Annotated in this window: 26 protein-coding genes; 12 read left to right on the top strand and 14 right to left on the bottom strand. The window is 63.0% G+C overall.

Annotated features, from left to right (window positions below):
• Positions 1-11 precede the first annotated feature (11 nt).
• Genes mnmG through CN97_RS13650 form a run of 4 tightly spaced genes read left to right on the top strand, consistent with a single transcriptional unit; the run spans position 12 to position 4,146 of the window.
• On the top strand, positions 12-1,874 hold the full coding sequence (gene mnmG, locus CN97_RS13635) for a tRNA uridine-5-carboxymethylaminomethyl(34) synthesis enzyme MnmG (protein ID WP_084684180.1): 1,863 nt from the start codon (positions 12-14) through the stop codon (positions 1,872-1,874).
• Positions 1,871-2,476, top strand: a complete 606-nt coding sequence (gene rsmG / locus CN97_RS20310; protein ID WP_035712468.1) for a 16S rRNA (guanine(527)-N(7))-methyltransferase RsmG — start codon at positions 1,871-1,873, stop codon at positions 2,474-2,476. The genes mnmG and rsmG overlap by 4 nt, the downstream gene beginning before the upstream one ends.
• Positions 2,469-3,260 (top strand): ParA family protein, encoded by a 792-nt coding sequence (locus CN97_RS13645; RefSeq protein ID WP_035712471.1) that lies wholly within the window; start codon positions 2,469-2,471, stop codon positions 3,258-3,260. The genes rsmG and CN97_RS13645 overlap by 8 nt, the downstream gene beginning before the upstream one ends.
• 10 nt (positions 3,261-3,270) lie before the next feature.
• On the top strand, positions 3,271-4,146 hold the full coding sequence (locus CN97_RS13650) for a ParB/RepB/Spo0J family partition protein (protein ID WP_035712676.1): 876 nt from the start codon (positions 3,271-3,273) through the stop codon (positions 4,144-4,146).
• Here the strand turns inward: CN97_RS13650 and CN97_RS13655 are convergent.
• From CN97_RS13655 to rph, 5 genes are read right to left on the bottom strand one after another with little or no spacing between them, the layout of a single operon-like run.
• A complete protein-coding gene (locus CN97_RS13655) occupies positions 4,115-4,477 on the bottom strand; it encodes a YbaN family protein (RefSeq protein WP_035712474.1) in 363 nt (120 codons plus the stop codon). The two genes, CN97_RS13650 and CN97_RS13655, sit on opposite strands and share 32 nt — an antisense overlap.
• A gap of 2 nt (positions 4,478-4,479) precedes the next feature.
• On the bottom strand, positions 4,480-5,652 hold the full coding sequence (hemW, locus tag CN97_RS13660) for a radical SAM family heme chaperone HemW (protein WP_035712476.1): 1,173 nt from the start codon (positions 5,650-5,652) through the stop codon (positions 4,480-4,482).
• A complete protein-coding gene (locus CN97_RS13665) occupies positions 5,649-6,023 on the bottom strand; it encodes a RidA family protein (RefSeq protein WP_035712477.1) in 375 nt (124 codons plus the stop codon). Before CN97_RS13665 ends, hemW begins: the two co-directional genes overlap by 4 nt.
• Entirely contained in the window at positions 6,020-6,628 is a 609-nt protein-coding gene (rdgB, locus tag CN97_RS13670) for an RdgB/HAM1 family non-canonical purine NTP pyrophosphatase (RefSeq protein WP_035712478.1), read from the bottom strand. The genes CN97_RS13665 and rdgB overlap by 4 nt, the downstream gene beginning before the upstream one ends.
• Positions 6,625-7,338: a ribonuclease PH gene (gene rph / locus CN97_RS13675; RefSeq protein WP_035712483.1), complete on the bottom strand. Its 714-nt coding sequence runs from the start codon at positions 7,336-7,338 to the stop codon at positions 6,625-6,627. Before rph ends, rdgB begins: the two co-directional genes overlap by 4 nt.
• A 138-nt stretch (positions 7,339-7,476) precedes the next feature.
• Here rph and hrcA point away from each other — a divergent pair, with 138 nt between their 5' ends.
• Both hrcA and CN97_RS13685 read left to right on the top strand, forming a co-directional pair.
• A complete protein-coding gene (hrcA, locus tag CN97_RS13680) occupies positions 7,477-8,538 on the top strand; it encodes a heat-inducible transcriptional repressor HrcA (protein ID WP_035712485.1) in 1,062 nt (353 codons plus the stop codon).
• A gap of 3 nt (positions 8,539-8,541) precedes the next feature.
• A complete protein-coding gene (locus CN97_RS13685) occupies positions 8,542-9,084 on the top strand; it encodes a nucleotide exchange factor GrpE (protein WP_035712487.1) in 543 nt (180 codons plus the stop codon).
• Between the two features lie 43 nt (positions 9,085-9,127).
• Here CN97_RS13685 and CN97_RS13690 read toward each other — a convergent pair whose 3' ends face one another.
• From CN97_RS13690 to CN97_RS13700, 3 genes are read right to left on the bottom strand one after another with little or no spacing between them, the layout of a single operon-like run.
• Entirely contained in the window at positions 9,128-10,447 is a 1,320-nt protein-coding gene (locus CN97_RS13690; protein WP_035712489.1) for a cytochrome c, read from the bottom strand.
• Positions 10,448-10,459: 12 nt separating this feature from the next.
• Complete coding sequence (locus CN97_RS13695) at positions 10,460-12,229, bottom strand: GMC family oxidoreductase (protein WP_035712491.1); 1,770 nt, start codon at positions 12,227-12,229, stop codon at positions 10,460-10,462.
• A 3-nt stretch (positions 12,230-12,232) separates the two neighbouring features.
• Positions 12,233-12,940, bottom strand: a complete 708-nt coding sequence (locus tag CN97_RS13700) for a gluconate 2-dehydrogenase subunit 3 family protein (protein ID WP_035712492.1) — start codon at positions 12,938-12,940, stop codon at positions 12,233-12,235.
• Positions 12,941-13,117: 177 nt separating this feature from the next.
• Here CN97_RS13700 and CN97_RS13705 point away from each other — a divergent pair, with 177 nt between their 5' ends.
• The 5 genes from CN97_RS13705 (at position 13,118) to CN97_RS13725 (ending at position 17,491) form a co-directional block, all read left to right on the top strand.
• Positions 13,118-14,149, top strand: coding sequence for an LLM class flavin-dependent oxidoreductase (locus tag CN97_RS13705; RefSeq protein ID WP_035712494.1), 1,032 nt, complete (start codon positions 13,118-13,120; stop codon positions 14,147-14,149).
• 125 nt (positions 14,150-14,274) lie between these two features.
• A complete protein-coding gene (locus CN97_RS13710; protein WP_035712495.1) occupies positions 14,275-14,799 on the top strand; it encodes an RBBP9/YdeN family alpha/beta hydrolase in 525 nt (174 codons plus the stop codon).
• Positions 14,800-14,888: 89 nt separating this feature from the next.
• Positions 14,889-15,638: an ABC transporter permease gene (locus tag CN97_RS13715; RefSeq protein WP_242685199.1), complete on the top strand. Its 750-nt coding sequence runs from the start codon at positions 14,889-14,891 to the stop codon at positions 15,636-15,638.
• Between the two features lie 28 nt (positions 15,639-15,666).
• A complete protein-coding gene (locus tag CN97_RS13720) occupies positions 15,667-16,677 on the top strand; it encodes an ABC transporter substrate-binding protein (RefSeq protein ID WP_035712499.1) in 1,011 nt (336 codons plus the stop codon).
• Between the two features lie 10 nt (positions 16,678-16,687).
• Complete coding sequence (locus tag CN97_RS13725; RefSeq protein WP_035712501.1) at positions 16,688-17,491, top strand: ABC transporter ATP-binding protein; 804 nt, start codon at positions 16,688-16,690, stop codon at positions 17,489-17,491.
• A 59-nt stretch (positions 17,492-17,550) separates the two neighbouring features.
• Here CN97_RS13725 and CN97_RS20710 read toward each other — a convergent pair whose 3' ends face one another.
• Entirely contained in the window at positions 17,551-18,480 is a 930-nt protein-coding gene (locus CN97_RS20710) for an XdhC family protein (protein ID WP_051911253.1), read from the bottom strand.
• A 159-nt stretch (positions 18,481-18,639) separates the two neighbouring features.
• Here CN97_RS20710 and CN97_RS13735 point away from each other — a divergent pair, with 159 nt between their 5' ends.
• Positions 18,640-19,824 carry a MalY/PatB family protein gene (locus CN97_RS13735; RefSeq protein WP_035712504.1) on the top strand — a complete coding sequence of 395 codons (1,185 nt, stop codon included), beginning with the start codon at positions 18,640-18,642 and terminating at the stop codon, positions 19,822-19,824.
• On the opposite strand, the gene lpxK is transcribed toward CN97_RS13735, so the two are convergent.
• The 5 genes from lpxK to CN97_RS13760 all read right to left on the bottom strand — a co-directional run bounded on the left by lpxK (position 19,825) and on the right by CN97_RS13760 (position 24,527).
• A complete protein-coding gene (gene lpxK, locus CN97_RS13740) occupies positions 19,825-20,817 on the bottom strand; it encodes a tetraacyldisaccharide 4'-kinase (RefSeq protein WP_035712507.1) in 993 nt (330 codons plus the stop codon).
• Positions 20,817-22,103, bottom strand: coding sequence for a 3-deoxy-D-manno-octulosonic acid transferase (locus CN97_RS13745; RefSeq protein WP_051911254.1), 1,287 nt, complete (start codon positions 22,101-22,103; stop codon positions 20,817-20,819). Before CN97_RS13745 ends, lpxK begins: the two co-directional genes overlap by 1 nt.
• The gene (locus tag CN97_RS13750; protein ID WP_035712519.1) at positions 22,096-22,338 is read right to left on the bottom strand and encodes a DUF4170 domain-containing protein; all 243 of its coding nucleotides are present in this window, start codon (positions 22,336-22,338) and stop codon (positions 22,096-22,098) included. The genes CN97_RS13745 and CN97_RS13750 overlap by 8 nt, the downstream gene beginning before the upstream one ends.
• A gap of 73 nt (positions 22,339-22,411) precedes the next feature.
• Positions 22,412-23,200: an inositol monophosphatase family protein gene (locus CN97_RS13755; protein WP_035712521.1), complete on the bottom strand. Its 789-nt coding sequence runs from the start codon at positions 23,198-23,200 to the stop codon at positions 22,412-22,414.
• Positions 23,187-24,527, bottom strand: coding sequence for a TldD/PmbA family protein (locus CN97_RS13760; RefSeq protein WP_035712528.1), 1,341 nt, complete (start codon positions 24,525-24,527; stop codon positions 23,187-23,189). Before CN97_RS13760 ends, CN97_RS13755 begins: the two co-directional genes overlap by 14 nt.
• Positions 24,528-24,536 lie beyond the last annotated feature (9 nt).

Here is a 24,536-nt window from a genome sequence, read left to right on the forward strand (position 1 = left end):
GAGTGTTTCACGTGAAACAATTCGATGTCATTGTCGTTGGTGGCGGGCATGCTGGTGCGGAGGCCGCACATGTGGCTGCCCGGATGGGGGCAAAAACGGTCCTTATAACTATCCGCGCGGATGATCTGGGGGTTATGTCCTGCAATCCGGCCATCGGCGGTCTAGGCAAAGGTCACTTGGTGCGCGAGATTGACGCGTTTGACGGCGTGATGGCGCGTGTCGCAGATAAAGCGGGTATACAATTTCGTCTTCTCAATCGCCGGAAGGGCCCCGCGGTTCAGGGTCCACGGGCTCAGATTGACAGAGCGATCTATCGCGCGGAAATGACCGCCGAACTGACGCAGCAGGAAAATCTGACCGTTCTCGCGGGTGAAGTTGTAGATATCGAGGTAGCATCGGGCGCCGTTCGCGGCGTAAAACTCGCCGACGGAACGACGATACTCTCTGACTCAGTAGTACTGACGACCGGGACCTTTCTCCGTGGCGTTATACATATCGGAGATAAGCGTCAGTCGGGTGGGCGGATGGGCGCACAGCCATCTGTTGCGCTTGCTGAGCGAATTATTGATCTTGGTGTTAGTTTAGGGCGATTGAAAACCGGTACTCCTCCAAGGCTTGATGGTAGGACTATAGATTGGAATATCCTTGAACGTCAGCTCGGGGACGAAGACCCCACGATGTTCTCTTTTGACTCATCGCATCCTGCAGCTCATCAAGTTTCCTGCGGTATTACTCATACAAATGAGAAAACGCACGATATCATCCGCGAAAACCTGAATCGCTCGGCCATGTACGGCGGCATGATCGAGGGTGTTGGACCGAGGTACTGTCCATCCATTGAGGATAAGGTGGTCCGCTTCGCGGAGAAGACCTCCCATCAGATCTTTCTTGAGCCGGAAGGGCTCTCTGATCACACGGTTTACCCAAATGGTATATCTTCCTCGCTGCCGATTGAGGTTCAGGAAGATTACGTTCGTTCTATCAAGGGGTTGGAGAAATCAACCATACTTCAGCCAGCCTATGCGATAGAATATGATTACGTCGACCCTCGCGCGTTGAGAGCGAGTCTTGAAATTCGCGCGCTTGAGGGTCTTTATCTCGCGGGACAAATTAATGGGACGACGGGATACGAGGAAGCAGCGGCACAAGGCCTTGTGGCAGGTATGAATGCAGCGCTTAAGGCTTTTGGCCGAGATCCGGCGCTATTCAGTCGGACCGAAAGCTATATCGGCGTGATGATAGACGATCTTATTACAAGGGGCGTAAGTGAACCCTACCGGATGTTCACGTCTCGATCTGAGTTCCGTCTGTCACTTCGCGCAGACAATGCCGACCAGCGCTTGACCCCGCTAGGGATCGCTGTTGGAAGCGTGCGGAGCATAAGGCAAGCCGCGTTCGAGAAAAAGATGCAGGAACTTCAGCGAGGCAGGGCGCTTCTGTCGTCAATGCGGATAACGCCTCGCCAGGCTCGGTCAGCGGGTATAGACATCAGCCAAGATGGCGTGCACCGCACGGGCGGTGATCTGCTGGCATTCCCGAATGTTGATTTCGGCGATCTTCTAGCGCTCTCCCCTGAATTGGACACCTTGGCTCCTCCGATTCAAGCGCAACTTAAGAAGGATGCGCTCTATGCAAAGTACTTGGATCGTCAAGTTTCTGTCGCAGACGCTTTGAAAAGAGACGAGGCATGGGAGATACCTGCTGATTTCGACTATACGCTCGATGGCCTGTCCAATGAACTGAGGGTAAAGCTTCGCGCAGCGCAACCGGCGACCCTCGCTCAGGCAGGGCGGCTTGAGGGTATGACCCCGGCGGCTCTTGCGCTCATCCTTCTTCGCTTGAAGCGCGGCCAGCGGCAAAGGACTTCCGCATGACGGTAGGGTCTGAGATCGAGAATGTTTCACGTGAAACACTTGAGCGCTTGAATATCTATGAGTCTTTGCTCAGAAAGTGGAATCCTAAAATCAACTTGGTGTCGGGTAACACGCTCGATGATCTTTGGAGCCGCCACTTCCAGGATTCTGCGCAACTTCTCTCATTTGCGGGAGAATTCTCAACTTGGGCTGACCTAGGATCTGGCGGTGGCTTTCCAGGGATGGTCGTCGCCATATTAGGAATGGAACGTAACCGTTCTTTTACGCTCGTAGAAAGCGATCAGCGAAAGGCAGCATTCCTGGCGACTGTCGCTAGAGAGGCATCGGTAAGTGTGAATATCATACCGGCCCGATCGGAAGCCGTGACCCCTCTGGGAGCAGAGGTCATCTCCGCGCGTGCTCTCGCCCCTTTGCCTCGATTGCTTTCCATGGTTGAGCGGCATTTGGCCGAAGACGGTATTGCCCTTCTTCCGAAGGGAAGGGGGGTGGATCAGGAAATACAAGAAGCCCTTGAAACATTCCGGTTTGAAGTGCAAAAGTTTCAGAGTAAAACCGATCCAAGCGGTGTGATCCTGGAAATCAAGGGGCTTTCCCGTGTCTGACGCTGGCCAAGCGCACATTATTGCCATTGCGAACCAGAAAGGTGGAGTCGGAAAGACGACGACAGCCATCAATCTCGCTGCTGCCTTGACCGAGCAGGGCAAGAAAGTGCTAGTGATTGACTTGGATCCGCAGGGCAACGCGTCCACAGGTCTTGGGGTATCCCCGGAAGCGCGCGACTTCACAACGTATGACCTTCTCATCGAAGCCATGCCCTTGGATGATATCGTCATGCCTACTCGTATAGACGGATTATCCATATGCTGTGCGACGCAGGACCTGGCATCGGCAGATATCCAGCTTGTGGCAAATGAGAAGCGAAGCTTGCTTTTGCGGGAAGCCCTTCACGCTGGTCTACCTCAGTTCGATTTTGATTACGTTCTTATCGACTGCCCGCCCTCGCTTAGCTTGCTGACCGTCAATGCAATGATTGCAGCCGATTCCGTGCTCGTTCCGTTGCAAAGCGAGTTTTACGCGCTTGAGGGGCTTTCTCAGCTTATGCTGACGATCCGGCAGGTGCGGCAGACTGCCAACCCAGATCTTCGTATCGAGGGCGTGCTCCTCACCATGTATGACGGACGCAATAACCTTTCGCAGCAAGTCGAAGCTGATGCGCGGGAAAATCTTGGAGAGCTGGTGTTCAGAACCATCATTCCGCGCAATGTGCGGGTGAGTGAGGCGCCGTCTTTTGCGATGCCTGTACTGTCATATGACAGTAATTCGCGGGGTAGTTTGGCTTATCGGTCATTGGCGCAAGAAATGGCTGATCGTCATGCGCGGGTCTGAAGGGGGCGTCATGAAGGAAAACAAGCGCAGTCTTGGTCGTGGGCTTTCGGCTCTGATGGCGGATGTTCAGATCGAGCCGCAATCGGTGAAGCGTCGAGCGGAGCAGTTGATCCCCGTCGAGAAAATCGTTCCGAACCCTGACCAACCGCGGCGAGATTTCTCAAACGAAGCGCTGGAGGATCTGGCCAACTCGATACGCGAGAAGGGTATCATTCAACCGCTTATTGTGCGGGAACGGCTTGGCGGTACATATGAGATCGTCGCGGGTGAACGTCGCTGGCGCGCCGCGCAGATCGCGCAGCTTCACGAAATTCCCGTTATAATACGGGACTTTAGCGACACAGAGGTTCTCGAAGTTGCGATCATCGAGAATATTCAGCGTGCTGATCTGAATGCCGTGGAAGAGGCTCTCGGTTATCGGCAGCTGATGGACCGCTTCGGTCACACCCAGGAACGCTTGGCGGAGGCTTTGGGCAAGAGCCGCAGCTACATCGCGAACCTGCTGCGCCTTCTTCAACTTCCGGAGGAGGTTCTTAAGTGGGTGAGGGAGGGGTTGCTCAGTGCTGGTCATGCCCGCGCACTGATTACTGTGGCGGATCCGGTGGCCATGGGGCGTCGGGTGATCGCGGAAGGGCTGTCAGTTCGCGAGACGGAGAGGCTTGCACAAAAGCAGGCTGCTCCCAAGGAGGCTCGCCCGCGCTCCGAGAAGGATGCTGACACCAGGGCGCTGGAAATGGATCTCGGCGCGACCTTGGGAATGAGGGTCGAAATCGCTCATCGTGCAGGGCAGGGGGACGGGCATCTTACCATCCGCTATGCATCGCTTGAGCAATTGGACGATCTGTGCCGGATTCTTACGTCTTCGGCTCCGGTCGAGTCCATATGAATATACTGACAAGTGTCAGGATTACCCCTTGGGCTGCGAGCGCCCAGGCGGGTAACCCGACAAACATGCTGACGAAGGCGAAACCAACTGCCATGGACAATACGGCGATCCATTTCGTCTGACGTCGGATCGCCCGGTTCGCCTCCCAGTCCTTCAGCGGCGGACCGAAGATGGGATGGCTCATCAGCCATAGATGCATCCGCTCCGACGACCGGCCAAAACAGAAGGCAGCCACGATCAGAAAGGGCACCGTTGGCATGATTGGCAGGATGGCGCCCACGAAACCCAGCAGAACAAACAAGCCGCCCAGTAACAGCCACAGAATGCGCATGTTCAGCCCGGCAGCAAATCGCGGATGACGCCGTTCAGCACCATGCGGCCCTGTACCGTAGCCCGCAGACGGCCATCCCGTCGTTCGAGCAACCCCAGTTCCTCCAGCGGGAGGATTGCGGCTTCATCGAGCGGCTGGCCCAAGAGCTTTTCATAGCGCAGGGGATCCATCCCCTCCGCCAGACGCAAGCTCATCATCAGGTATTCGGCCGCCTGTTCCTCTGTGGGCAAGGGGGTGCGGGAGGCCTCACCGTTTCCATGTCTTTCCACCTTCTCCAGCCATGCGCCGGGCTGGAGGGGCGTGTCAGTGGCGAAGCGACCTGCAGCGTTGCTCAATCTGCCATGGGCGCCCGGCCCGATGCCGGCATAATCACCATACCGCCAGTAGATCAGATTGTGCTGGGACTGCGCGTCCTCCGCCGCGTGATTGGAGATCTCATAGCCCGGAAGACCGGCTGAGGCGCAGATATCCTGCGTCGCGGCGTAGAGGTCGGCGGAAAGATCGTCATCTGGCAGGCCGCGCAGGCCGCCTGCAGCATGGCGTGCTCCGAAAGCCGTGCCATCCTCGATCGTGAGCTGATAAAGCGACAGGTGATCAATCGCCATGGAGAGCGCCTCGCCAAGTTCCGCCTGCCATTCCGACAGGGTCTGATCCTGACGGGCATAGATAAGGTCAAAACTGACCTTGTCGAAGGTCTCCCGCGCAATGGTGAACGCTCTGCGCGCCTCGCCGGCGGAATGCAGGCGGCCGAGACGACGCAGATGATCGTCGTTCAGTGACTGGATACCCATGGAGAGCCGGTTCACGCCAGCATCCCGGTAGCCGCGAAAACGATCAGCCTCCACCGAGGTCGGGTTCGCCTCCAGCGTGATCTCTATGTCATTGGCAAAGGGCCAGACGCGCCGGGCCGCTTCCAGAACGCCGGCGACCGTCTCGGGCGCCATCAGCGAGGGCGTGCCACCGCCGAAGAACACGGTGTTGAGGACGCGACCAGGTATATCTTCCGACAAGCGCCGGATTTCGCTTTCATAAGCGGCGAGCCACCTCGTCTGATCAACCTCCCTCGCCACGTGGGAGTTGAAGTCGCAGTAGGGGCACTTCGCCTGGCAGAACGGCCAATGGACATACAGCCCGAAGCCCGCGTTTCGCCAGTCTTCCGATGCGGTGACAGTCATCCGCGCAGCGCCGTGACCTCAATCTCCACGAGCATTTCGGGGTGGATGAGGTCTGCAAAGACCATCGTCGCCGCAGGACGGATCTCTCCAAACGCCGCAGCCAGCACCGGGGCGAGATCATCCACCAGCCCCCGGTTGGTCACGGTATATTGAACCCGAACGACATCTGAGAGGTCAAATCCAGCTTCGGCAAGCGCGCCCTGGATAACGTTGAGGGCATTTTTTGCCTGCCGGGCGATATCCGGCAGAAGGCGCCCGTCGCTCTCCGCCCCCGTGCAGCCGGAAACAAAGCACCAGTCACCGGCGACGACGGCGCGGGAATATCCGATCACCGCCTCATAGGGCGAGCCGCTGCTGATACGCTTTTTCATGTGAAGCACTCCTCCACCAGTTTGCGGAACGCTTCAGCGCGATGGCTGATGCGATTCTTCTCCGAGGTCTCCATCTCGGCGAATGTGGTGTCGCGGCCTGTCGGTTGAAAGATGGGGTCATAGCCATGGCCGTTTTCACCCCGTGGGGGCCAGACGATCTGCCCCGGCATTATCCCCTCGAATGCCTCGTCATGCCCATCCGGCCAGGCAATGACGAGCGTCGAGACAAAACGGGCCGTCCAGGGCTGTGGGGCGTTGCTCTCCCGCAGCATGTCGTGGACCTTCTGCATCGCCATCGGGAAATCCCGTCCGCTTTCCGTCTCCGCCCAGTCTGCCGTATGCACGCCGGGTGCGCCGCCGAGACCGTCAACCTGAACGCCGGAATCGTCTGCAAGGGCCGGAAGGCCGGTTGCCTTTGCCGCTGCATGGGCCTTGATCCGCGCGTTGCCGACGAAAGTCTCCTCCGTTTCTTCGGGCACAGGCAGGGCCATCTGCGCAGCGCCGGTGACCGCCACGCCATAGGGGCGCAGCAGTTCCGCAATTTCCTCCAGCTTGCCGGAATTATGCGTGGCAACCAGAAGCCGATCGGAGGTGAACTTCCTCATGCGACCGCGACTTTCTGCGCTTCTATGAGAGTTTTGACACCGGACTCCGCGAGGTCGAGCAGCCCGAACATTTCCTCTCTGGAGAAGGTGGCGCCTTCTGCCGACATCTGAACCTCGACGAGACGGCCTTTTCCGGTGATGACGAAGTTTCCGTCGGTGCCGGCTTCGCTGTCCTCCGCATAGTCGAGATCCAGAAGGGCCTGGCCCGCATAGATGCCACAGCTTACGGCAGCCACATGGTCCATGATCGGATCGCTTGTGACCACACCCGCCTTGAGGAGCTTGTTGACCGCGAGGCGGAGCGCGACCCAGCCGCCGGTGATCGCGGCGCAACGGGTGCCACCGTCCGCCTGAAGCACGTCGCAGTCCACGGTGATCTGCCGCTCGCCCAGAGCCACCCGGTCAACCGCTGCGCGGAGCGAACGGCCGATCAGCCGTTGGATCTCCTGCGTACGCCCGGACTGTTTGCCCTGAGCGGCTTCGCGGCGGGAGCGGGTGTGGGTGGAACGGGGGAGCATGCCGTATTCCGCCGTCACCCAGCCAAGCCCGGTGTTGCGCAGGAAGGGTGGCGGCTTGTCCTCCACAGAGGCGGTGCAGAGAACATGGGTGTTCCCGACCTTGATGAGGCAGGAGCCTTCCGCATGTCGCGTGAAACCCGGTTCGATTGAAATCGGGCGCAATTCGCTTACCTGTCTGCCGGAGGGGCGCATGGAAAATCCTCTCGTCGTCTCATGTCGGGCTGGTTTCCGCGCCAGTTACAGGGCGCCCCCCTTACTATGCAACCCTGATCGACGTATCGCCGATTGACGATCCGCCGCGTCGATTCTTAAATCGTCTGCAGGAGCACCATGCAGGACGGATCGAAAATTCTCTCTCAACTCAATGATCGCTCGCGGGAGGTGTTCCGGCGGGTGGTGGAATCGTATCTGCAGAACGGCGAGCCGATCGGATCGCGCACGCTGACACGCGCGATGAGTGAGCCGATCTCTGCCGCGACCATTCGCAATGTGATGCAGGATTTGGAGCTGCTTGGGCTTCTCGACAGCCCGCACGTCTCCGCAGGCCGCATTCCCACGCAGCTGGGACTTCGGATGTTCGTGGACGGTTTCATGGAAATCGGCACGGTGGAGACGGCGGACCGTCAACGGATCGAAGCGAATTTCGCCGCCGGCTCCGGCGAGGTCAGCAGCGTGCTTGACCGGGTCGGTTTTGCCCTTTCCGGGATCACTCAAGGGGCAAGCCTTGTGCTGATGCCGAAGCATGAGGCTCCGGTGCGTCACATCGATTTCGTCAGCCTCGCCCCGGATCGGGCGCTGGTCGTGCTGGTGTTCTCGGATGGCCAGGTAGAAAATCGCATCTTCACCCCGCCCGCCGGTCAGACTCCTTCCTCGATGCGGGAGGCGGCCAATTTCCTGAATGCGCTGCTGGAGGGCCGGACGCTGTCGGAACTGCGGGTGAGTATCCGGCAGCAGATGGAGGCGCGGCGGCAGGAACTCGACACGCTTTCGCGTGAGCTGGTGGAAAGCGGCGTCGCGCTATGGGACGATCATGGCGAGAGCTATGAGCGGTTGATCGTGCGGGGTCAGTCCAATCTGCTGTCGAATTCGGACGACCTTGACCGGATTCGCAGCCTGTTTGACGATCTGGAGCGGAAACGCGATCTGGCCGAGTTTCTGGAGCTCGCCGAGCAAGGGGAGGGCGTGCGCATCTTTATCGGATCGGAGAACAAGCTTTTCTCACTTTCGGGTTCCTCTCTCGTCGTGTCTCCCTATATGAACGCTGACCGTAAGATCATCGGCGCCGTGGGTGTGATCGGCCCGACGCGGTTGAATTATGGCCGGATCGTCCCAATCGTGGACTATACGGCGCAGCTCGTCGGCAAGCTCATGTCCGACCGGGCGAAAGGATAGGGAATGGCAGAAGAAAAGATCGATGGTGCGACGGACGGCGTGGATGACGCGCTGGAAGCCAACTTCGAGGCAGAGCTTGAGCAGGTGAAAGCCGAGCGCGACGAATTACGCGACCGCTTCATGCGGGCGCTGGCGGATGCGGAAAATGCCCGCAAACGCTCTGAACGTGATCGCCGGGAGGCGGAGCATTACGGCGGCACCAAGCTGGCCCGTGACATGCTGCCGGTCTATGACAGCCTGAAGCGAGCGCTCGACCATGTAACCGATGAACAGCGCGCGACATCCGCCGCCTTCATCGAAGGGGTGGAGCTGACGCTGCGGGAGCTGCGCAACATTTTCTCCAAACACGGTATCACCGTGATCTCTCCCGCTGTGGGCGACACCTTCGACCCGCAAATCCATCAGGCGATGTTTGAGGCACCGGTTCCGAACGTCGCCGCAGGCGGGATCATCCAGGTCATGGGAGAAGGCTTCATGATCCATGACCGTCTGCTGAGGCCGGCTCAGGTAGGTGTCTCCTCCACGCCCGCTGGCAAGGTTCAGTAAGTCAAAGCCCCCGGAAGAACGGGGGCTTTTTCATGCTTTCCACTCAGTTGGACGCCGAAGCCTCGCCCGTCCGGCTTTTCCGAAGGGGCGCCACTGTGGCAGCGGTCACCGGGTCTGCATCATTCGTCCAAGCTTGACGCAGGAAGGTCGCGAGTTCCGCCACTTCCTCATCCGACAGACGGTGGCCGAAATCGGGCATCCGCAGGCGATACGGCCTGATTTCGGTGGAGGGCGCCGTGGAGCCGTGCAGGATCACCTCGATCAGCCCGGTAGGAGAGGGCGCGTTGACGAGGAAATTGCCGTCGAGTTCTGGAAAGACTTCATCCGCTCCCTTGCCGCTGACGAAATGGCAAGCGCCGCAGTTGTCGAGATAGAGCCGCGCGCCAAGCGGCATGTCTTGTGTGGGATGGGTCAGCAGGGCGACGGTCGGAGCGGGATCCCGCACCGGTCTGGGATCGGCCGGGTCTGCGATGGATTTCAGATAGGCGACCATCGCGTCGAGATCGCTTTCCGTCCAGTGTTGGGTAGATTCCTCCACCACCAGCGACATTTCCCCCGTCACGGCGGCATGAGCGCTCCGGCCGCTGGCAAAAAGCATCTTCAACTGTTCCGCACTCCAGAGTGCTCCAGGGCTTTTTGGCCCCCGCAGGTCGGGTGCTGTCCAGCCGTCGATCTCTCCGCCTCGCAGGAAGGCCTGGCTCGAAGCATCTGTGCCGTCCTGCGCCATGACCAGGTTTCGGGGTGTGTGACAGGCGCCGCAATGGCCCGGCCCCTCCACAAGATAAGCCCCGCGGGCGATTTGCGGATCCTCCGTATTGGGGCGGAAACCGGGTTGTTCCAGCGCCACCCAGTTCCATGCCCGGATGCCCCACCGCTGGTTGAAGGGGAAGGGCAGGCTCGTCTCTGTCCCCTGATGCCGCACGGGGGCCACTTCCTCGGTGAAGTAATGATAGAGGGCGCGGACATCCTCTTCCGTCAGCTTGCGATAATTCTCATAGGGCATGGCCGGATAGAGATGCGCGCCATCAGCGCGGATGCCATCGTAGAGCGCTGCGCGAAACTGATCGAGCGTATAGCGCCCGATACCGGTCTCAGGGTCGGGCGTGATGTTCGTCGAGTAGATCGTGCCGAGCGGGCTTTCTATCGGCCGCCCTCCCGCGAACCGCTCACCTCCTTCGGCGGTGTGGCAAGCAGCACAATCGCCGAGATACATCGCATATTCGCCGGCGCCGGACGGCACCTCGTAGTCTGCGGGCAGAACGGCAAGCGGCGGAGTAGGGCGATGCGGCACCAGGATCATCGCCAGCGCGACCACGACGCCAACCAGTGCAAGGCCGAGGAGCAAGCGCAGAAACGTCAGCATGGCGCGACCTCCTCAGACCAGGGGGCGGGGATTGGAAAGATACTCGGTGCGGATCGCATGAGCCGCCCAGTAGGCCAGGGCGCCCACAAGGCCGGTGGGGTTGTACTGGATGTTCTGGGGAAAGGCCGATGCCCCCATGACGAAGACATTGTGCTTGTCCCACGTCTGAAGATAGCGGTTCACCGCAGAAACTGATGGATCCGCTCCCATGATTGCCCCGCCCACGTTATGCGTGGTCTGGTAGGGCCGCACATCGTAACGGCTGGCATGTGTCATGTAGGAGGAGGATTGGAAATCGGGAGCCATCGACGCGGCGATCGGCTCTATCTTTGACTTCATGAACTGCGTCATGCGGATATCGTTCGGCTTCCAGTCGAAGGTCATCCTGAGGAGCGGGCGCCCGAACCGATCCTTGTAGGTCGGATCGAGGTCGAGATAGGTATCCCGGTAGGCCATGTTGGATCCGTGGGATCCGATGGACATGGAGTGCCCGTACCATTCCTTCACGCCGCTCTTCCAGCCGCTGCCCCATTTCGGCGCATCGGGCGGCAGGCTCATGGAGCGTATCGGCTGGCCATTGGTGATCCCTGCGGAAATGTAGCTTCCGCCGATGAAGCCTTCCCGCCCGAAGTCGATCTGATTGATGGCGAAATCGTCGATGCACATGCCGTTCGACCCGGCTCCGACGAAGGGGTTGAAGTTGCGCTCCCGGAAAAAGAGCGAGGTGCTCCCCATCACCTGATACGCGTAGTTTCGCCCGGTAACGCCCTCCCCGCTGGCCGGATCATACGGCCTGCCGATGCCGGACAGCAGCATGAGATGCACGTTGTGAAATTGGTAAGCGCACAGGACGACCAGATCGGCGGGCTGAAACACCTCCTCCTGCGTCGCCTCGTCGAAATAGGTCACGCCGGTTGCGGTCTTGCCATCGGGGGCAAGTTCCACGCGCATCACCTCTGCTTCCGTTCGATAGGAGAAGTTGGGCTTCCGCCGCAGCGCATCCAGAATGCAGGTCTGCGGTGCGGACTTGGAGTAGTTGAGGCAGCCGTAGCGCTCGCAGAAACCGCAGAAGTTGCAGGGGCCCAGCTGCATGCCGTATTCGTTCACATAGGAGCGGGAGGCATTGCCCGCCGGGCGCGGAAACGGGTGATACCCCATGGCGCGCGCGGCTTCTGCAAACATGGTCGCGTCCAGCGTCTGCGGCAGGGCGGGCATGGGATAATCACGCGATCGTGGGGCCTCAAACGGGTTGCCGCCCGCGATGATCTGCCCGCGTATGTTGCCCGCTTTGCCCGAAATGCCCGCCATGTATTCGAACCGGTCGAAGAACGGTTCCAGTTCCGCATGGCTGAGAGGATAGTCATAGAGCTCCATGCCGGCGGGAATGATCCCCTCGCCCCAGTTCTCACGGACATAGGAGCGCAGGCGCAATTCATTCTCCATAGGCCGCCAGTTCTGGCCGTTCCAGTGGACCCCGGCCCCTCCGACGCCGTCGCCGGGCAGGAAGGAGCCGAGCTGCCGATAGGGTAGCGCCTGCTCCGTCAGCGTGCGGCGGATAGTCAAGGTGGAGCGCGCGGGCTTCTGCATGAGTTCGAGCCGCACGCCGTAACGCAACTCGTCGATGATGTTCGGATACTGGAAATCCGGGACGGTGGCGCGGTCCTTGCCGCGCTCGAGTGCGACAACCTCCAGCCCTTCGGTCGCGAGCTCCATGCCCAGGATAGCGCCCGTCCACCCAAGACCGACGATGACCGCGTCTTTCTTCTTTTCGGTGCGCGCCATCGCTCAGGCCCTGTCGCCGGAGATCGACACAGGCCCGAGGGGATAGGGCACATCCCTTTGATCTATCCACTCCAGAAAGCTGCCCCGCGCGCCCGGAAAGCCGATATGCACCCAGGCCTGCATGCCATGGTTGCCGCCGTACTTCGGGTCCGCGAAGTAGCCTTCCTTGGTATTTTCCAGGAGAAGGTCGCCGAAATCGCGCATCTCGGGCGGTAGGGGAACTTCTCCCGCCATCAGCGCCGTGATCGCCTCGTCCTGCTGCGCAGCGGCCAGGCTGGAAAAGGCAGAGCCCTTCTGGCGAATGCACCAGTCGTTGAAGATCGGGATCGCACCCCGATAGATCTGCGCGGGCGACAGCGGGCTTTGATAGCCGAGATGGGGATCGGCATCCGGCACATGGGGCCCCTGCATGTAGAGGGCCGAAGCCTTCCCGAAGTCACCCGAAAGCTGCAGGTCGATGAACACCGGCACCCGCGCTTCTATCGCCCCTGGCCCCTCGCCCTCAGAGGGGATGAGCCGCGCGACCGCGGCCAGGATAAAGACCCATTCCGCATCGCTGAAGAAAGCGCGCTGATACCGGTCAAGCGGGGGGACATCCTCCGTCCGCGCCAGCGCCGGCCGGGCAAAAGCCGCAACCGTGACGCCGACCGCCCCTCCCTGCAGAAAGCCGCGTCGTGTGGCGGAGAGGTTGCGCGTCGAGCGTGGGGGCATGGGCTGTCCTTTTTGGCTGGGCGAGGAGCCTCTGGCGATATGCGGAGAGGGCTGCCGCTCGGAGGCAGACCCACGCCCTTAACGCCGGAACGCGGGGCGGGTTCCGCGCGCAGGCCGCCCGATCTGGAACATTCCGGTCCGCGTACCTATCTGGCAGGAAACCATTGAGGAATTCCCATGGCACAGGCTCTGGAACTCGGCCTCGACACGTTCGGGGACGTCATGAATACCGCCGCCGGCGGGCCGGAAACCCATGCGCAGACCATCCGCAACGTGGTGGAAGAAGGTGTTCTGGCAGATAGTCTCGGTCTCGACTTCTTCGGGGTGGGGGAGCATCACCGCGCGGATTTCGCAGTCTCTGCGCCGGAGGTGGTTCTGGCGGCCATTGCCGCACGAACGGAACGGATCCGTCTTGGCTCTGCGGTCACGGTGTTGTCCTCGGACGAGCCGGTGCGGGTGTTTCAGCGGTTCTCCACGCTCGACGCCATCTCCGGCGGGCGGGCGGAGGTGATCGTGGGACGCGGCTCCTTCACCGAAAGCTTTCCGCTCTTCGGCTATCCGATGGACCAGTACGAACGGCTTTTCGAGGAGAAGCTCGCGCTCTTTGCCGAACTGGCCAAGGGCGGGCCGGTCACATGGCAGGGCAGCGTCCGGGCGCCGCTGAAGAATACCGAGGTGTTTCCGACCTTGGAGCAGGGGCCGCTGCGCACCTGGGTCGGGGTCGGCGGCAGCCCGGAATCGGTCGTGCGTGCGGCGAGCCATGATCTGCCGATGATGCTCGCGGTCATCGGAGGGGATCCGACACGCTTCCGCCCCTATGTGGACCTTTACCACAAGGTGTTTGCCCAGACCGGCGCGCCGGTGCAGCCGGTGGGGATGCATTCGCCGGGTTATGTCGCGGTGGATGACGACACCGCCAAGGCGGAATTCTTCGGCCCCTATGCAGAGATGCACGACCGTATCGGCGCCGGCCGGGGCTGGCCGCCGCTTCGGCGCGAGGATTTCGAGCGGGAAGTGGAGCATGGCGCCCTCTGCGTCGGCGGTCCGGAGACCGTAGCGCGCAAGATCGCCCGCTCGGTAAAGGCTCTGGGTCTCGTGCGGTTTGACCTGAAATACTCTGCCGGGCCGCTGCCGCATGACAATCTGATGCGGTGCATCGAGCTCTATGGAACCCGTGTCGCGCCGATGGTGCGGGACATGCTGGCCTAGGTGCCAGCGGCCAAACCCCGGATCGGGCGATGTTTTTCGGGAACCATCCCGGGCCTCGCCCGTTCATGACCCGACAGTGATCTCCCCGCAGGGCGGGGAGATCACTGCCTTTGTCCGGAGGTTTCATGGTTAAGATGCTTATCGTTCCCGGTCTGGGAGGCGCCCCTGCGCCGCATTGGCAACATTGGTTGGCGAGCACTGTTCCCGGTGCGCTGCTGGTGGAGCAGATGGATTGGCATCGTCCCTGTCCCCGGCAATGGGAGGTGGAACTGGCCGGTATCCTGCTTCAGCATCCCGGAGCGACGCTGGTGGGCCATGGTCTGGGCGCCTCGTTGATCGCGCGCGTGATCGCCTCCTGGCCGCAGATCAAGGCAGGGGGCGCGTTGCTGGTCGCCCCCCGGGGGCTGGAGATTTTCGCGCCGCCGAAATTGCCGCTGAACGTTCCCGCCGTGCTCGTCGCCAGCCGCAATGATCCCGCTCTGCCGTGGTTGACGGCCCGGCGGCTGGCGGAGATCTGGCAGGCCGATATGCTCGATCTCGGCCATGCAGGCGGGATCGACAGCGAGAGCGGATACGGCCCCTGGCCGCTCGCCCGCCACCTTGCCCAGCAGTTGGTGACGGACGGGGGCGGTCTGCGCACGCTTCCCTGAGCGGCGATGCATGAGGGCTGCATGGGGGCTGGCAATTCGCCCGCCCCTCTGCTCTCTTGTCCGACAGGCGGGGAGCAAGGATTGACGACGTGAAGGTTATCGGCCTCAGGCTGCTGTTTCTCGCGCTGATCCTTCTCGCATGGCAGATCACGGCGCAGAGGCTGCCGCCTGGCTTGTTCGCGACCCCCCTTGCCACGCTGTCTGCCGCTTCCCGGCTGCTCGCCGATGGCGAGCTCACGACCGCGCTTCTGGCGAGCCTGCGGGTCTACCTGCTGGGCACGATCAGCGCGGGGATCGTAGGTATCGCCGTGGGAGTGCTGATGGGCGTGGTGCGGCCTCTCGGGCATATGCTTGACGTCTTTGTCTATGCGCTGGCCGCGACGCCGCGCGTGGCATTCGTTCCCCTCATCATCGTGTTGCTCGGGCTGGGGGTGGAGGCGAAGGCCTTCATCGTGTTCATGGGGGCGGTGATGCCGGTGGTCCTCAACACCTATGCCGGCGTCTCCGATGCGGATCCTGATCTCGTGGAAATGGCCCGCGCAACCGGCGCTTCGCCGGGGCGGATCTTTCTGCATGTCATACTTCCGGGGGCCTTGCCGATCCTGATGGTCGGGCTCAGGCTGGGCGCGACGATCGGTTTGATAAACACCGTCGTGGCGGAACTTTACACGGCGGTGACGGGGCTTGGCGGGCTGCTGGCGATCTATGGCAATTCCTTCCGGATGGCCGAGTACTTCGTCGTTGTGCTCACACTCTCTCTGGTGGGCGTTGCAGTCACGGAGACGCTCCGTCATCTGGAGAACCGGCTGACGCGGTGGAGAGATGCATCGTCGCGCTGAGGCAAGGGAAGATGGGGAGAGGAAAAAGATGACTGTCAGAGCTTTGTTCACGGCGGGCGCCGTCGCTATCCTGCTTGCAATGCCCGCAAGCGCCGCACCCTTCCGGGTGATCGTGACCGACATGGAAACACCGCTGGTTCCCAATTCCGTCATGGAGCTGGCGGAGAGGGAGGGATACTTCGACCGCGCCGGCGTGGAGGTGGAGTTCGTGCGTGTGCAGCAGACCCCGCTCGCCATCGCCGCGCTGCGCTCAGGGGAGGGGGAGATGGCGAATGTCGGGGTGGAGGCGCTGCTCCAGCTCCGCCTTCAGGGAGTGAGCGACATCCGCGCCGTGACCTCGCCCAACAAGGCGCTCCCCTACATGATCGTCGCTTCCGGTCTGAACACCGTGCCGGAGCTTGCTGGCAAGGCCTTCGGGATCGGACGTATCGGCAGCGTGGATCACCTTCTCTCAGTCCGGGTTCTGGCGGCGAACGGAGTGAATCCCGCCACCGTGGAACTTGTGCCGCTCGGCCAGCCGAATGTGCGGGCGCAGGCACTCGTGGCAGGGCGGATCGCGGCGACAACCATGTCGATCGGTACCTTCCTATCCATACCGGAGGCGGATCGCCTTTCCGTGCTGGTCGGGGTTGAGGATTTCTACGCCGCCGCGCCCGTCGTCTCCAAGGTCAATGCCGTCACGACAGCAGTGCTGGAGCAGCGTGGAGAGGAGGTCGAGGCCGTCATTGAAGCGCTGACCCTCGCCGCGCGGGATTTTGCCGCGGATCCCTCGGCATGGGTCGCGGCGATGGAGAAGGCCCGCCCCGACGTGTCCCATGAAACACTCGTCAAGCTTGGTCAGGCTTTCGCGCAGAGCTGGAGCGTGAACGGCGGGCTGGAGAAGGCGGAACTGGACAGCACGGTCGACTGGCTCTGGGAGACCGAGGATTTCGCCGGAAAGCCCCGGCCAGCGATGGAAAGCTGGGTGGATTTCGGCCCTGAAGATGCCGTGCTGAGCAGGATCGGGGTGGCAGAAGGTCAGGACAGACCCAGCAGATAATGGCCTGCCTGTGACAGATACCGATCCCTATCTTGCTCTTGAGCACGTTTCCCACGCTTTCGCGGGTGGGGCAGCCGCGCTGTCTGACATCAGCCTCGATGCGCGGCGGGGCGAGAAGGTCGTGCTGCTTGGCCCCTCTGGCTGCGGCAAGACCACCCTGCTTCGCATTGCTGCCGGATTGGTGCAGCCTACGGGCGGGACAGTGATGGTCCGCGGGAAACCTCCGCGACCAGGCGGCGAAAGCGCGATCGTCTTTCAGTCCTTCCGCCTCCTGCCATGGAAGACCGTCGCGGGAAACGTGGCCTTCGCCCTCCCGGACCTGCCCGCAGCAGAGCGGGCCGAGCGCGTTCGGCGCTATGTCGATCTTGTGGGGCTGACCAGATTCGCCGACGCCTATCCGGCGCAGCTCTCGGGCGGCATGCGCCAGCGCACGGCGCTGGCACGGGCTTTGGCGCGGGAGCCGGGGCTTTTGCTCATGGACGAACCTTTCGCCAGCCTCGACGCGCAGTCGCGCGAACTCATGCAGGCAGAGACGATGCGCCTGACCGAAAGCGCAGCTCATGGCCCCGCCATTCTCTTCGTCACGCATAGCGTGGATGAGGCGCTCATGGTGGGCGACAGGGTCGTTCTGCTGTCGCCGCGACCGGGGCGGGTGGCAGAGGTGATCGAGGTTCCGTTTCCCCGCCCGCGCTGGCGGCGCGATCCACGCGGAGAGCCGGAATTCGCACGGCTTCGCCGTCATCTCTGGGACAGGCTGCGCAGCATGGTGCTGACGGATCCGGCGTCGGATTTCTATGGCCGCCTTGCGGAGTGAAGGGCCCAGGTCGCATCGCGCGACCGCCCCATGCCGCCAAGGTTTGATTGGGAGGGCCTTCAGAATTCGATGCGCTGCGCCTCTCCCAGCACCTCCGCCAGAACCGATGCGGCCAATGTCCTCGGATCGCGAGCGGAGGGGATGAGACCTACCGGACCCCGCGCCCGGGCAATATCCGCCTCGCTCACACCCAGATCGCGCATCCTTGCAGAGCGCAGGCGGCGCGCCCGCTGGCTGCCGAGAGCGCCGATATAGAAGGCATCCGTGGCCAGCGCACCCTTCAGGATCTCCGGCTCCCAGTCGTGATCGTGGAAGAACAGGACGATTGCCGTCCATGGATCGACCGCAACATCAGGCATCGTCGGGCGTGCAAGGGTGGTCACGACGGCGCCGGACCCGAGGAGGCTCTCCGGGTCTGGAGAGAATGCCTCGATGGACCAGCCCGCGCTCCGCACGAAGGCTGCGAAAGTGGCAGCTTCCGGGCCGCGCCCGAATACCAGAAACCGCAGATCGGGCGTCAGGCAAAGGTGGAACCGGTCGCCCTCCTGCCCGGTTGAGGCCCCGCCCGTGGGCGCTTCCATGAGCCGCCCGTCAGGCTCCACCACGAGAGAGATCGTCTTGCGCGCCTCCCGTGCTGCAACGGCCCTCGCAAGCACTGCCCGGTCAGGACGGGGCAGGATCAGGATGTCCAGCCCGCCTCCGCAGGGCAGTTCTATATCCCTGAAGGGCGAGCCTGCGCCGTAACGCAACCTGCGCGGCTGGTTGTCTGTCATGGCTTCGGCGGCATGAAGCGCGACATCACCGTCTATGCAGCCAGAGGACAGCATTCCGATGCGCGCCCCATCAGGCGACACGGCCATCATCGCGCCGACAGGCCGATAGGACGGCCCCTCCACGTGAGTGATGATCGCAAGCGCGCCCTCCGGCACTCTCGAAAGCGCGGCCAGCGGGTCTTCTGCTCGGGCGCTGGCAAAGATCGCATCTGCCATGGCTTGCTCCTTCATCAGCGGGCGGCTCGGTGGCGCGTCTATCGGCAAATATGGGGGTACCACAGAACTTCGCCAACACTTTCTCCTTCCCCGGTTGGGATAGGGGGTTGCACCTCGAAACCCCGGAGATAAGGCTTCGGCCCAGAAAAGGAGATGACCATGACCTCTGCCCCCGATTTCGATGAGGTGATCGACCGCCGCGGCACGCATTCCTCAAAATGGGACATGATGAGCCGGAACTACGGGGTATCCGCCGATACCGGCATCGCGATGTGGGTGGCGGATATGGACTTCCGACCCCCGGAAGCGGTGCAGCGGGCGGTCGAAGACATGGCGCGGCACGGTATCTATGGCTATTTCGGCGATGACGGGGCCTATCTCGACGCCATACGCTGGTGGATGGCCGAGCGGCATCGCTGGGAGGTGGAGCCGGAGGCCATCATGACCGTGCACGGGCTGGTGAACGGCACGGGTCTCTGTGTGCAGACATGGACGGAGCCGGGGGATGGTGTCGTGCTGTTCACGCCGGTGTACCACGCCTTTGCCCGTGTCATCCGCGCCGCCGGGCGGGAGGTCGTGGAATGCCCGCTGGCGCTGGACGAAGGCCGTTACGTGCCGGATTTCGCCGCTGCGGATGCCCAGATGACCGGGCGGGAGAAGATGGTGATCCTCTGCTCGCCACACAATCCGGGCGGTCGTGTCTGGACAGTGGAGGAGCTGCGTGGCTTTGCCGATTTCGCCAAGCGGCACGACCTGATCCTCGTCTCGGACGAAATTCACCACGACCTGATTTATCCGGGGCAGAAGCATACCGCCATGCCGCTGGCCGCGCCGGATATCCTCGACCGTCTGGTGATGATGACCGCGACCACCAAGACCTTCAACATCGCCGGCTCCCACACCGGCAATGTGATTATCCCGGACCCGCATCTGCGCAAGCGGTTTCAGGCGACGCTGGGCGCGGTGGGCATCTCCCCCAACAGCTTCGGGCTGCATATGGCCACGGCTGCCTATTCGCCGGAGGGCGCGGCCTGGGTGGATGGCTTGATGACCTATCTGGAGGGCAACCGCGAAGTTTTCGATGACGGCCTTTCGGCTATCCCGGGAATATTCTCCATGCCGCTGGAGGCGACCTATCTTGCCTGGGTGGATTTCACCGGCCTCGGCATGAGCGAGGCCGAAGTCCTGCGGCGGGTGGAGGGAGAGGCGGGCATCGCGGCCAACCACGGCACCACCTTCGGGCGGGGCGGGGACGGTTTCCTTCGCTTCAACCTTGCCACGCCGCGCAGCCGGGTGGAGGAGGCCGTGGATCGCCTCCGCCGCGCTTTTTCCGATATCCAGTAACTACAACCCGATCCTGTCGAGGGCCGCATCCAGCGGCCCCCAGTCCTCCAGGACAAGACGGACGGGCAGGGTAAGCACGCTGGAGCGGAAGGAGGCGGGCAATCGCGCCGCGTCCTTTTCCGTCGTGACGAGCTGCAATCCCCCTGTTCGCGCATCGGCCGCCAGCCGGTTCAGCAGCGGGGCAGAGAAGGCCGCATGATCCGGTAGAGCCTCCGCCCGCACGATCTCTGCGCCAAGCGAGCGCAGGGTGGCAAAGAACTTTTCGGGGCGTCCGATCCCCGCAAAGGCCAGAACGCGAAGCCCGTCCCAGTCCATCCCGGTCTGAAGCGGGATCAGCGCCCCGCGCAGCCGGGGCACAGGGATGTCCGCCCCCCATTGCCCATCGAATTGGGCCTGCGCCGCGGCATCGCCGATCGTCAGCAGCAGGTCTGCCCGCTTCAGCCCCGCCGCTACAGGTTCCCGCAGCGGTCCGGCGGGCAGGACGCGGCCATTGCCAAACCCCGTTCCCGCATCGGCGACCACGAGGGAGAGGGATTTGGCAACGGCAGGGTTCTGCAATCCGTCGTCCAGCAGCACGGCTTTCATCCCGCTCGCAATGGCGGCTCTTACCCCTGCCGCCCTGTCGCGTGCGACCCAGACGGGACCGAAGGCAGCGAGCAGCAAAGGTTCGTCGCCCACCTCCTCAGCCCGGTGGCGGACAGGATCAACCCGCACCGGTCCGGGAAGCCTGCCCCCATAACCGCGGGAGACCACCCCCGCCGTCACACCCCGATCAGCGAGCCGTTGGAGAAGCGCAATGACGGTTGGCGTCTTTCCCGTGCCGCCTGCATTGATATTGCCCACGCAGATCACGGGCACTTCCGGTTGAAGCTCCGGCGCGCGCGCGACACGCCGTGCCGTGGCGGAGGCATAGATGCAGCCCAATGGGCCAAGGAGCCTTGCGCGCCAATCCGGCCGCTCCGGTGAGGTAAACCAGAACCTTGGTGCCTGCATCAGACCGCCCCGCCGAGCTTTGCCGCCGCGGCCTCATCAAGCGCGCGGAGCAGAAGCTCGACGACCCCGTCGGTGACTTCCGCGCCGCTGGAGGTCACTTCCCAGGCATTGTGAGCCATCTGCGCCGCCCGGTCGGGAGCCAGCAGTTCGCTGAGCGCGCTGCCGAATTCCGGCGCGCCCCGCAGGACACGCGATGCGCCCCCGCGCCCCAGCCGGGCATAGGCAGCCGAATGGGGATCGGTCTTCGGGCCATGCAGGATGGCGGAGCCGAGTGCAGCGGCCTCATAGGGATGTCGCGGCGTACCCTTGCCCGAAAGTGTGCCGCCGAAATAGGTCACCGGGGCAAGGCGATACCACAGGCCAAGCTCGCCCTCCGTATCGGCGATATAGATCTGCTCGGCTTCCACCGGCTCCTCCTCCCGCGAGCGGAGCGCCACTTCCCAGCCTTCCTCCTGAAGACGGCGGGCAAGGGCGGGGCCGTTTTCCGGGTCTTCGGGAACGACAATCATCAAAAGCCGATGACGGAGCCCCAGAGCAGCATTATGAGCGGCGATGGCGACCGTCTCCTCCGCCTCGGGCAGCCCCACGGCGAGCCAGACCGGACGTGTGCGGAGCATATGAGCGAGATCGTCACGCTCCGCTTCGGTGCAGGGGAGCGCCCCATGACCCTCTTCCAGACGGCCCGAGATCTCCACCTGCTCCGGGCGCGCCCCCATCCGCCGCCAGTTCCGGAGCGCAGTTTCGTCCTGCACCAGTATCCGGGAGATCCGGCGCAGCATCGCTCGGGAGACACCGGGCCACCAGCGCCAGCCGCCCCGTGCGGGCGCACTCACGCCGTCGATCACGATGATCGGGGTGCCGCGACGATAACCGGCATCGATCACCGCTGGCAGGAGCTCTCCGCCGACGAGAACGATCAGCCCCGGTCGCCAGTGCTCCAGAAACCGGGCGGCTGCGGCCTCCGTCTGGGGGCTGTCCGTGCCAGTTTCCTCCCCCGTCATCACCACCTGCGCGCTGGGTCGAACGCGGCGCAGGCGGCGGACAAGCTCATCGGCTGCGGCACGGTGCCCTGCGGAAGCCAGGTGGAACCACAGGACGGTCCCCTCAGGTCGCGCGGCAAGGGTTGCTTCCGCGTCGGAAGCGCCGGGGGGAGGGGCTGCGCCGATCCGCAGATAAGTGCGCAGGGCAAAGGATCCGCCGGTTTTCCCGGCGGCTTTCGGTGTGGTATCCGCTGTCGCGGCGGGCAGATCTTCTGCCTGCGAAGCTTGGGCGCCTAGGTCAGCCACCGAGCTCCTCGGTCGTGCTCGTCTCCCGCTCCTCATCGCGCAGGCGATGGAGATGCGCGATGAAATAACGGGTCTGGGCCTCGTCCACCGTGCGCTGCGCTGCCGATTTCCACGCGGAATAGGCGGAAGCGTAGTCCGGGAAGATGCCGACGATATCAATGGCCTTCACGTCGCTGAAAACGGTTGAGGAGACATCTTTCAGCTCTCCCCCGAACACGAGATGCAGGCGTTGCATTTGCCGTCCTTCCAGCCTTGTTGAGGATGGCGGAAGTTACGACATGTGCCCGCGCGCCTCAAGGGAGGCTGGTTCACGGATCGGGCAGCAGCCCGTCCAGCAGCTTTCCCTGCAATTCGGGCGAGGCGGCGACGATTCCTGGGACCAGGGGTATGCGCCGGTTGAACAGCGGCTGCTCTCCACGCCGATCCGTCACCACTGCCCCCGCCCGTGCGGCGATCAGTCCCCCGGCCGCCATATCCCATTCCCAGGTGTCACGAAGCACGACCAGCGCATCGAACCGCCCCTCTGCGATCAGGCAAAGCCGGAAGGCGATGGAGGCGCGGAATACCTGCCGCATCGGCGGGATCACTCCGCCCCGCCATATGCCGGATTGAAGCACCGGTCTTGTCGCGAGGATCGTTCCCCCCGACGGATCCGTCCGTCCGCTGGCCCCTATGGGCACGCCATTCAGGGCCGCCGGGCCGTCCGCCGTTGCCGTATAGAGCGCGGCCATCTGCGGAAGATACACGACACCCGCAATCACGCGCCCTTCCTCCGCTACCGCGATGGAATGCGCAAAGCTCGGCTCTCCCGCCATGAAGGAACGCGTGCCGTCTATGGGATCGACGATGAAGACCCGCCGCGCGCCAAGGCGTGCCTCGTTATCGTTGCTTTCCTCTGACAGCCAGCCGTAATCCGGCCGTGCCGTGGCCAGCATCTCTCGCAGCATCTGGTTGACGGCAAGATCGGCCTCCGTCACAGGCCCCGCGCCGTCCGGTTTTTCCCATGCCTCCGGCTTCCGGCGCCAGTAGCGGGACGAGATCTCCCCCGCCCGCCGGGCCGCGTCAATCAGGAGTGCGAGGTCATCATGATCCGGCAACCGTCATTTCCCCGACGAAAAGGCTCGGCACCACACGGGACAGATGAGTGCGCGCGTCATTGGCCGGAACGATCCGCGCCAGCATGTCGCGCAGGTTGCCCGCGATCGTGCATTCGTTCACCGGATAGGAGATCTGCCCGCCCTCTACCCAGAATCCCGACGCGCCGCGCGAATAATCCCCTGTATTGGGATTGATCGTCGCCCCGATGAAGGAGGTGACCAGAAGCCCGGTTCCCATGGCGGAAAGCAGATCATCGCGCGTGGCCTGACCTTGGCTCAGCGTGACATTGGTAATACCGGGCGACGGGGGTGCGCTGGTGCCGCGCACCGCATTCCCCGTGCTCTCCATGCCGAGCTGCCGCCCCGTGGCGAGATCCAGCGTCCAACCCGTCAGCACCCCGTCGCGCACAATATGGCGGGGGCGGGCGGGCAGACCCTCCGCATCGAAGGGGCGGGAGCCGAAAACGCCGGCGCGGAGCGGGTCTTCGGTAAGGCTCATCGCTTCCGGCAGCACGACCTCTCCCAACGCGTTCCGCAGCCAGGAGGAACCGCGCGCGATGGCGCTGCCGTTCACCGCCTCCAGCAGATGCCCGATGAGCGAGCTGGAGATCCGCTCGTCAAACAGCACGGGAAACATGCCCGTGGCTGGCTTGCGCGCGCCGGCGCGCTCCAGCGTCCGCTCCGCCGCAATGCGGCCGATGGTTTCGGCAGTATCCATATCGGCAAGGCGGACGCGGCTGTCGGCATAGTAATCCCGCTCCATGCCGGTGCCCGTCCCGGTGATGGCAAGGCAGGAGAGGGAATGCCAGGACCGCGCATAGCCCCCCGAGAACCCGTTGCTCGTGGCCAGATGGATGCGGCGGACCCCTGCCGTAGCGGAGCTTTCCGCCTGTTCGATACCCTTGTGGGAGAGCGCGGCGGCTTCCGCCTCCCGCGCGCGGCCCTCGAGATCGGCGGGAAGGGGCGCTTCCTCCTCCGCCGAAAGCTCCAGCACCGCCGTGTTCCAGTCCCGCGCCAGTTGCTCAGGGTCTGCAAGCCCGATCCAGCGATCCTCTGGGGCGGCGCGTGCCATGGCGACGGCGCGTTCGGCGATCTCGTCCAGCGTGCGTGCGCTGATGTCGGAGGCGGAGACACAGGCCTGCCGCTTGCCGATCAGCACGCGGAGACCGATCTCCACCCCGTCGGAGCGCGAAGCCTGTTCCAGCCGCCCGTGACGGACGTCGACCTCCACGCTGGAGCCGTCCACGGCAAGGGCATCCGCCGCTTCCGCCCCTGCACGGCGGGCCGCTTCCAGCACCGCCACGGTCAGTTTCTCAAGATCCGCCATTCTTTCGGG

This window comes from Haematobacter massiliensis, from assembly GCF_000740795.1.
Classification (GTDB): domain Bacteria; phylum Pseudomonadota; class Alphaproteobacteria; order Rhodobacterales; family Rhodobacteraceae; genus Haematobacter; species Haematobacter massiliensis.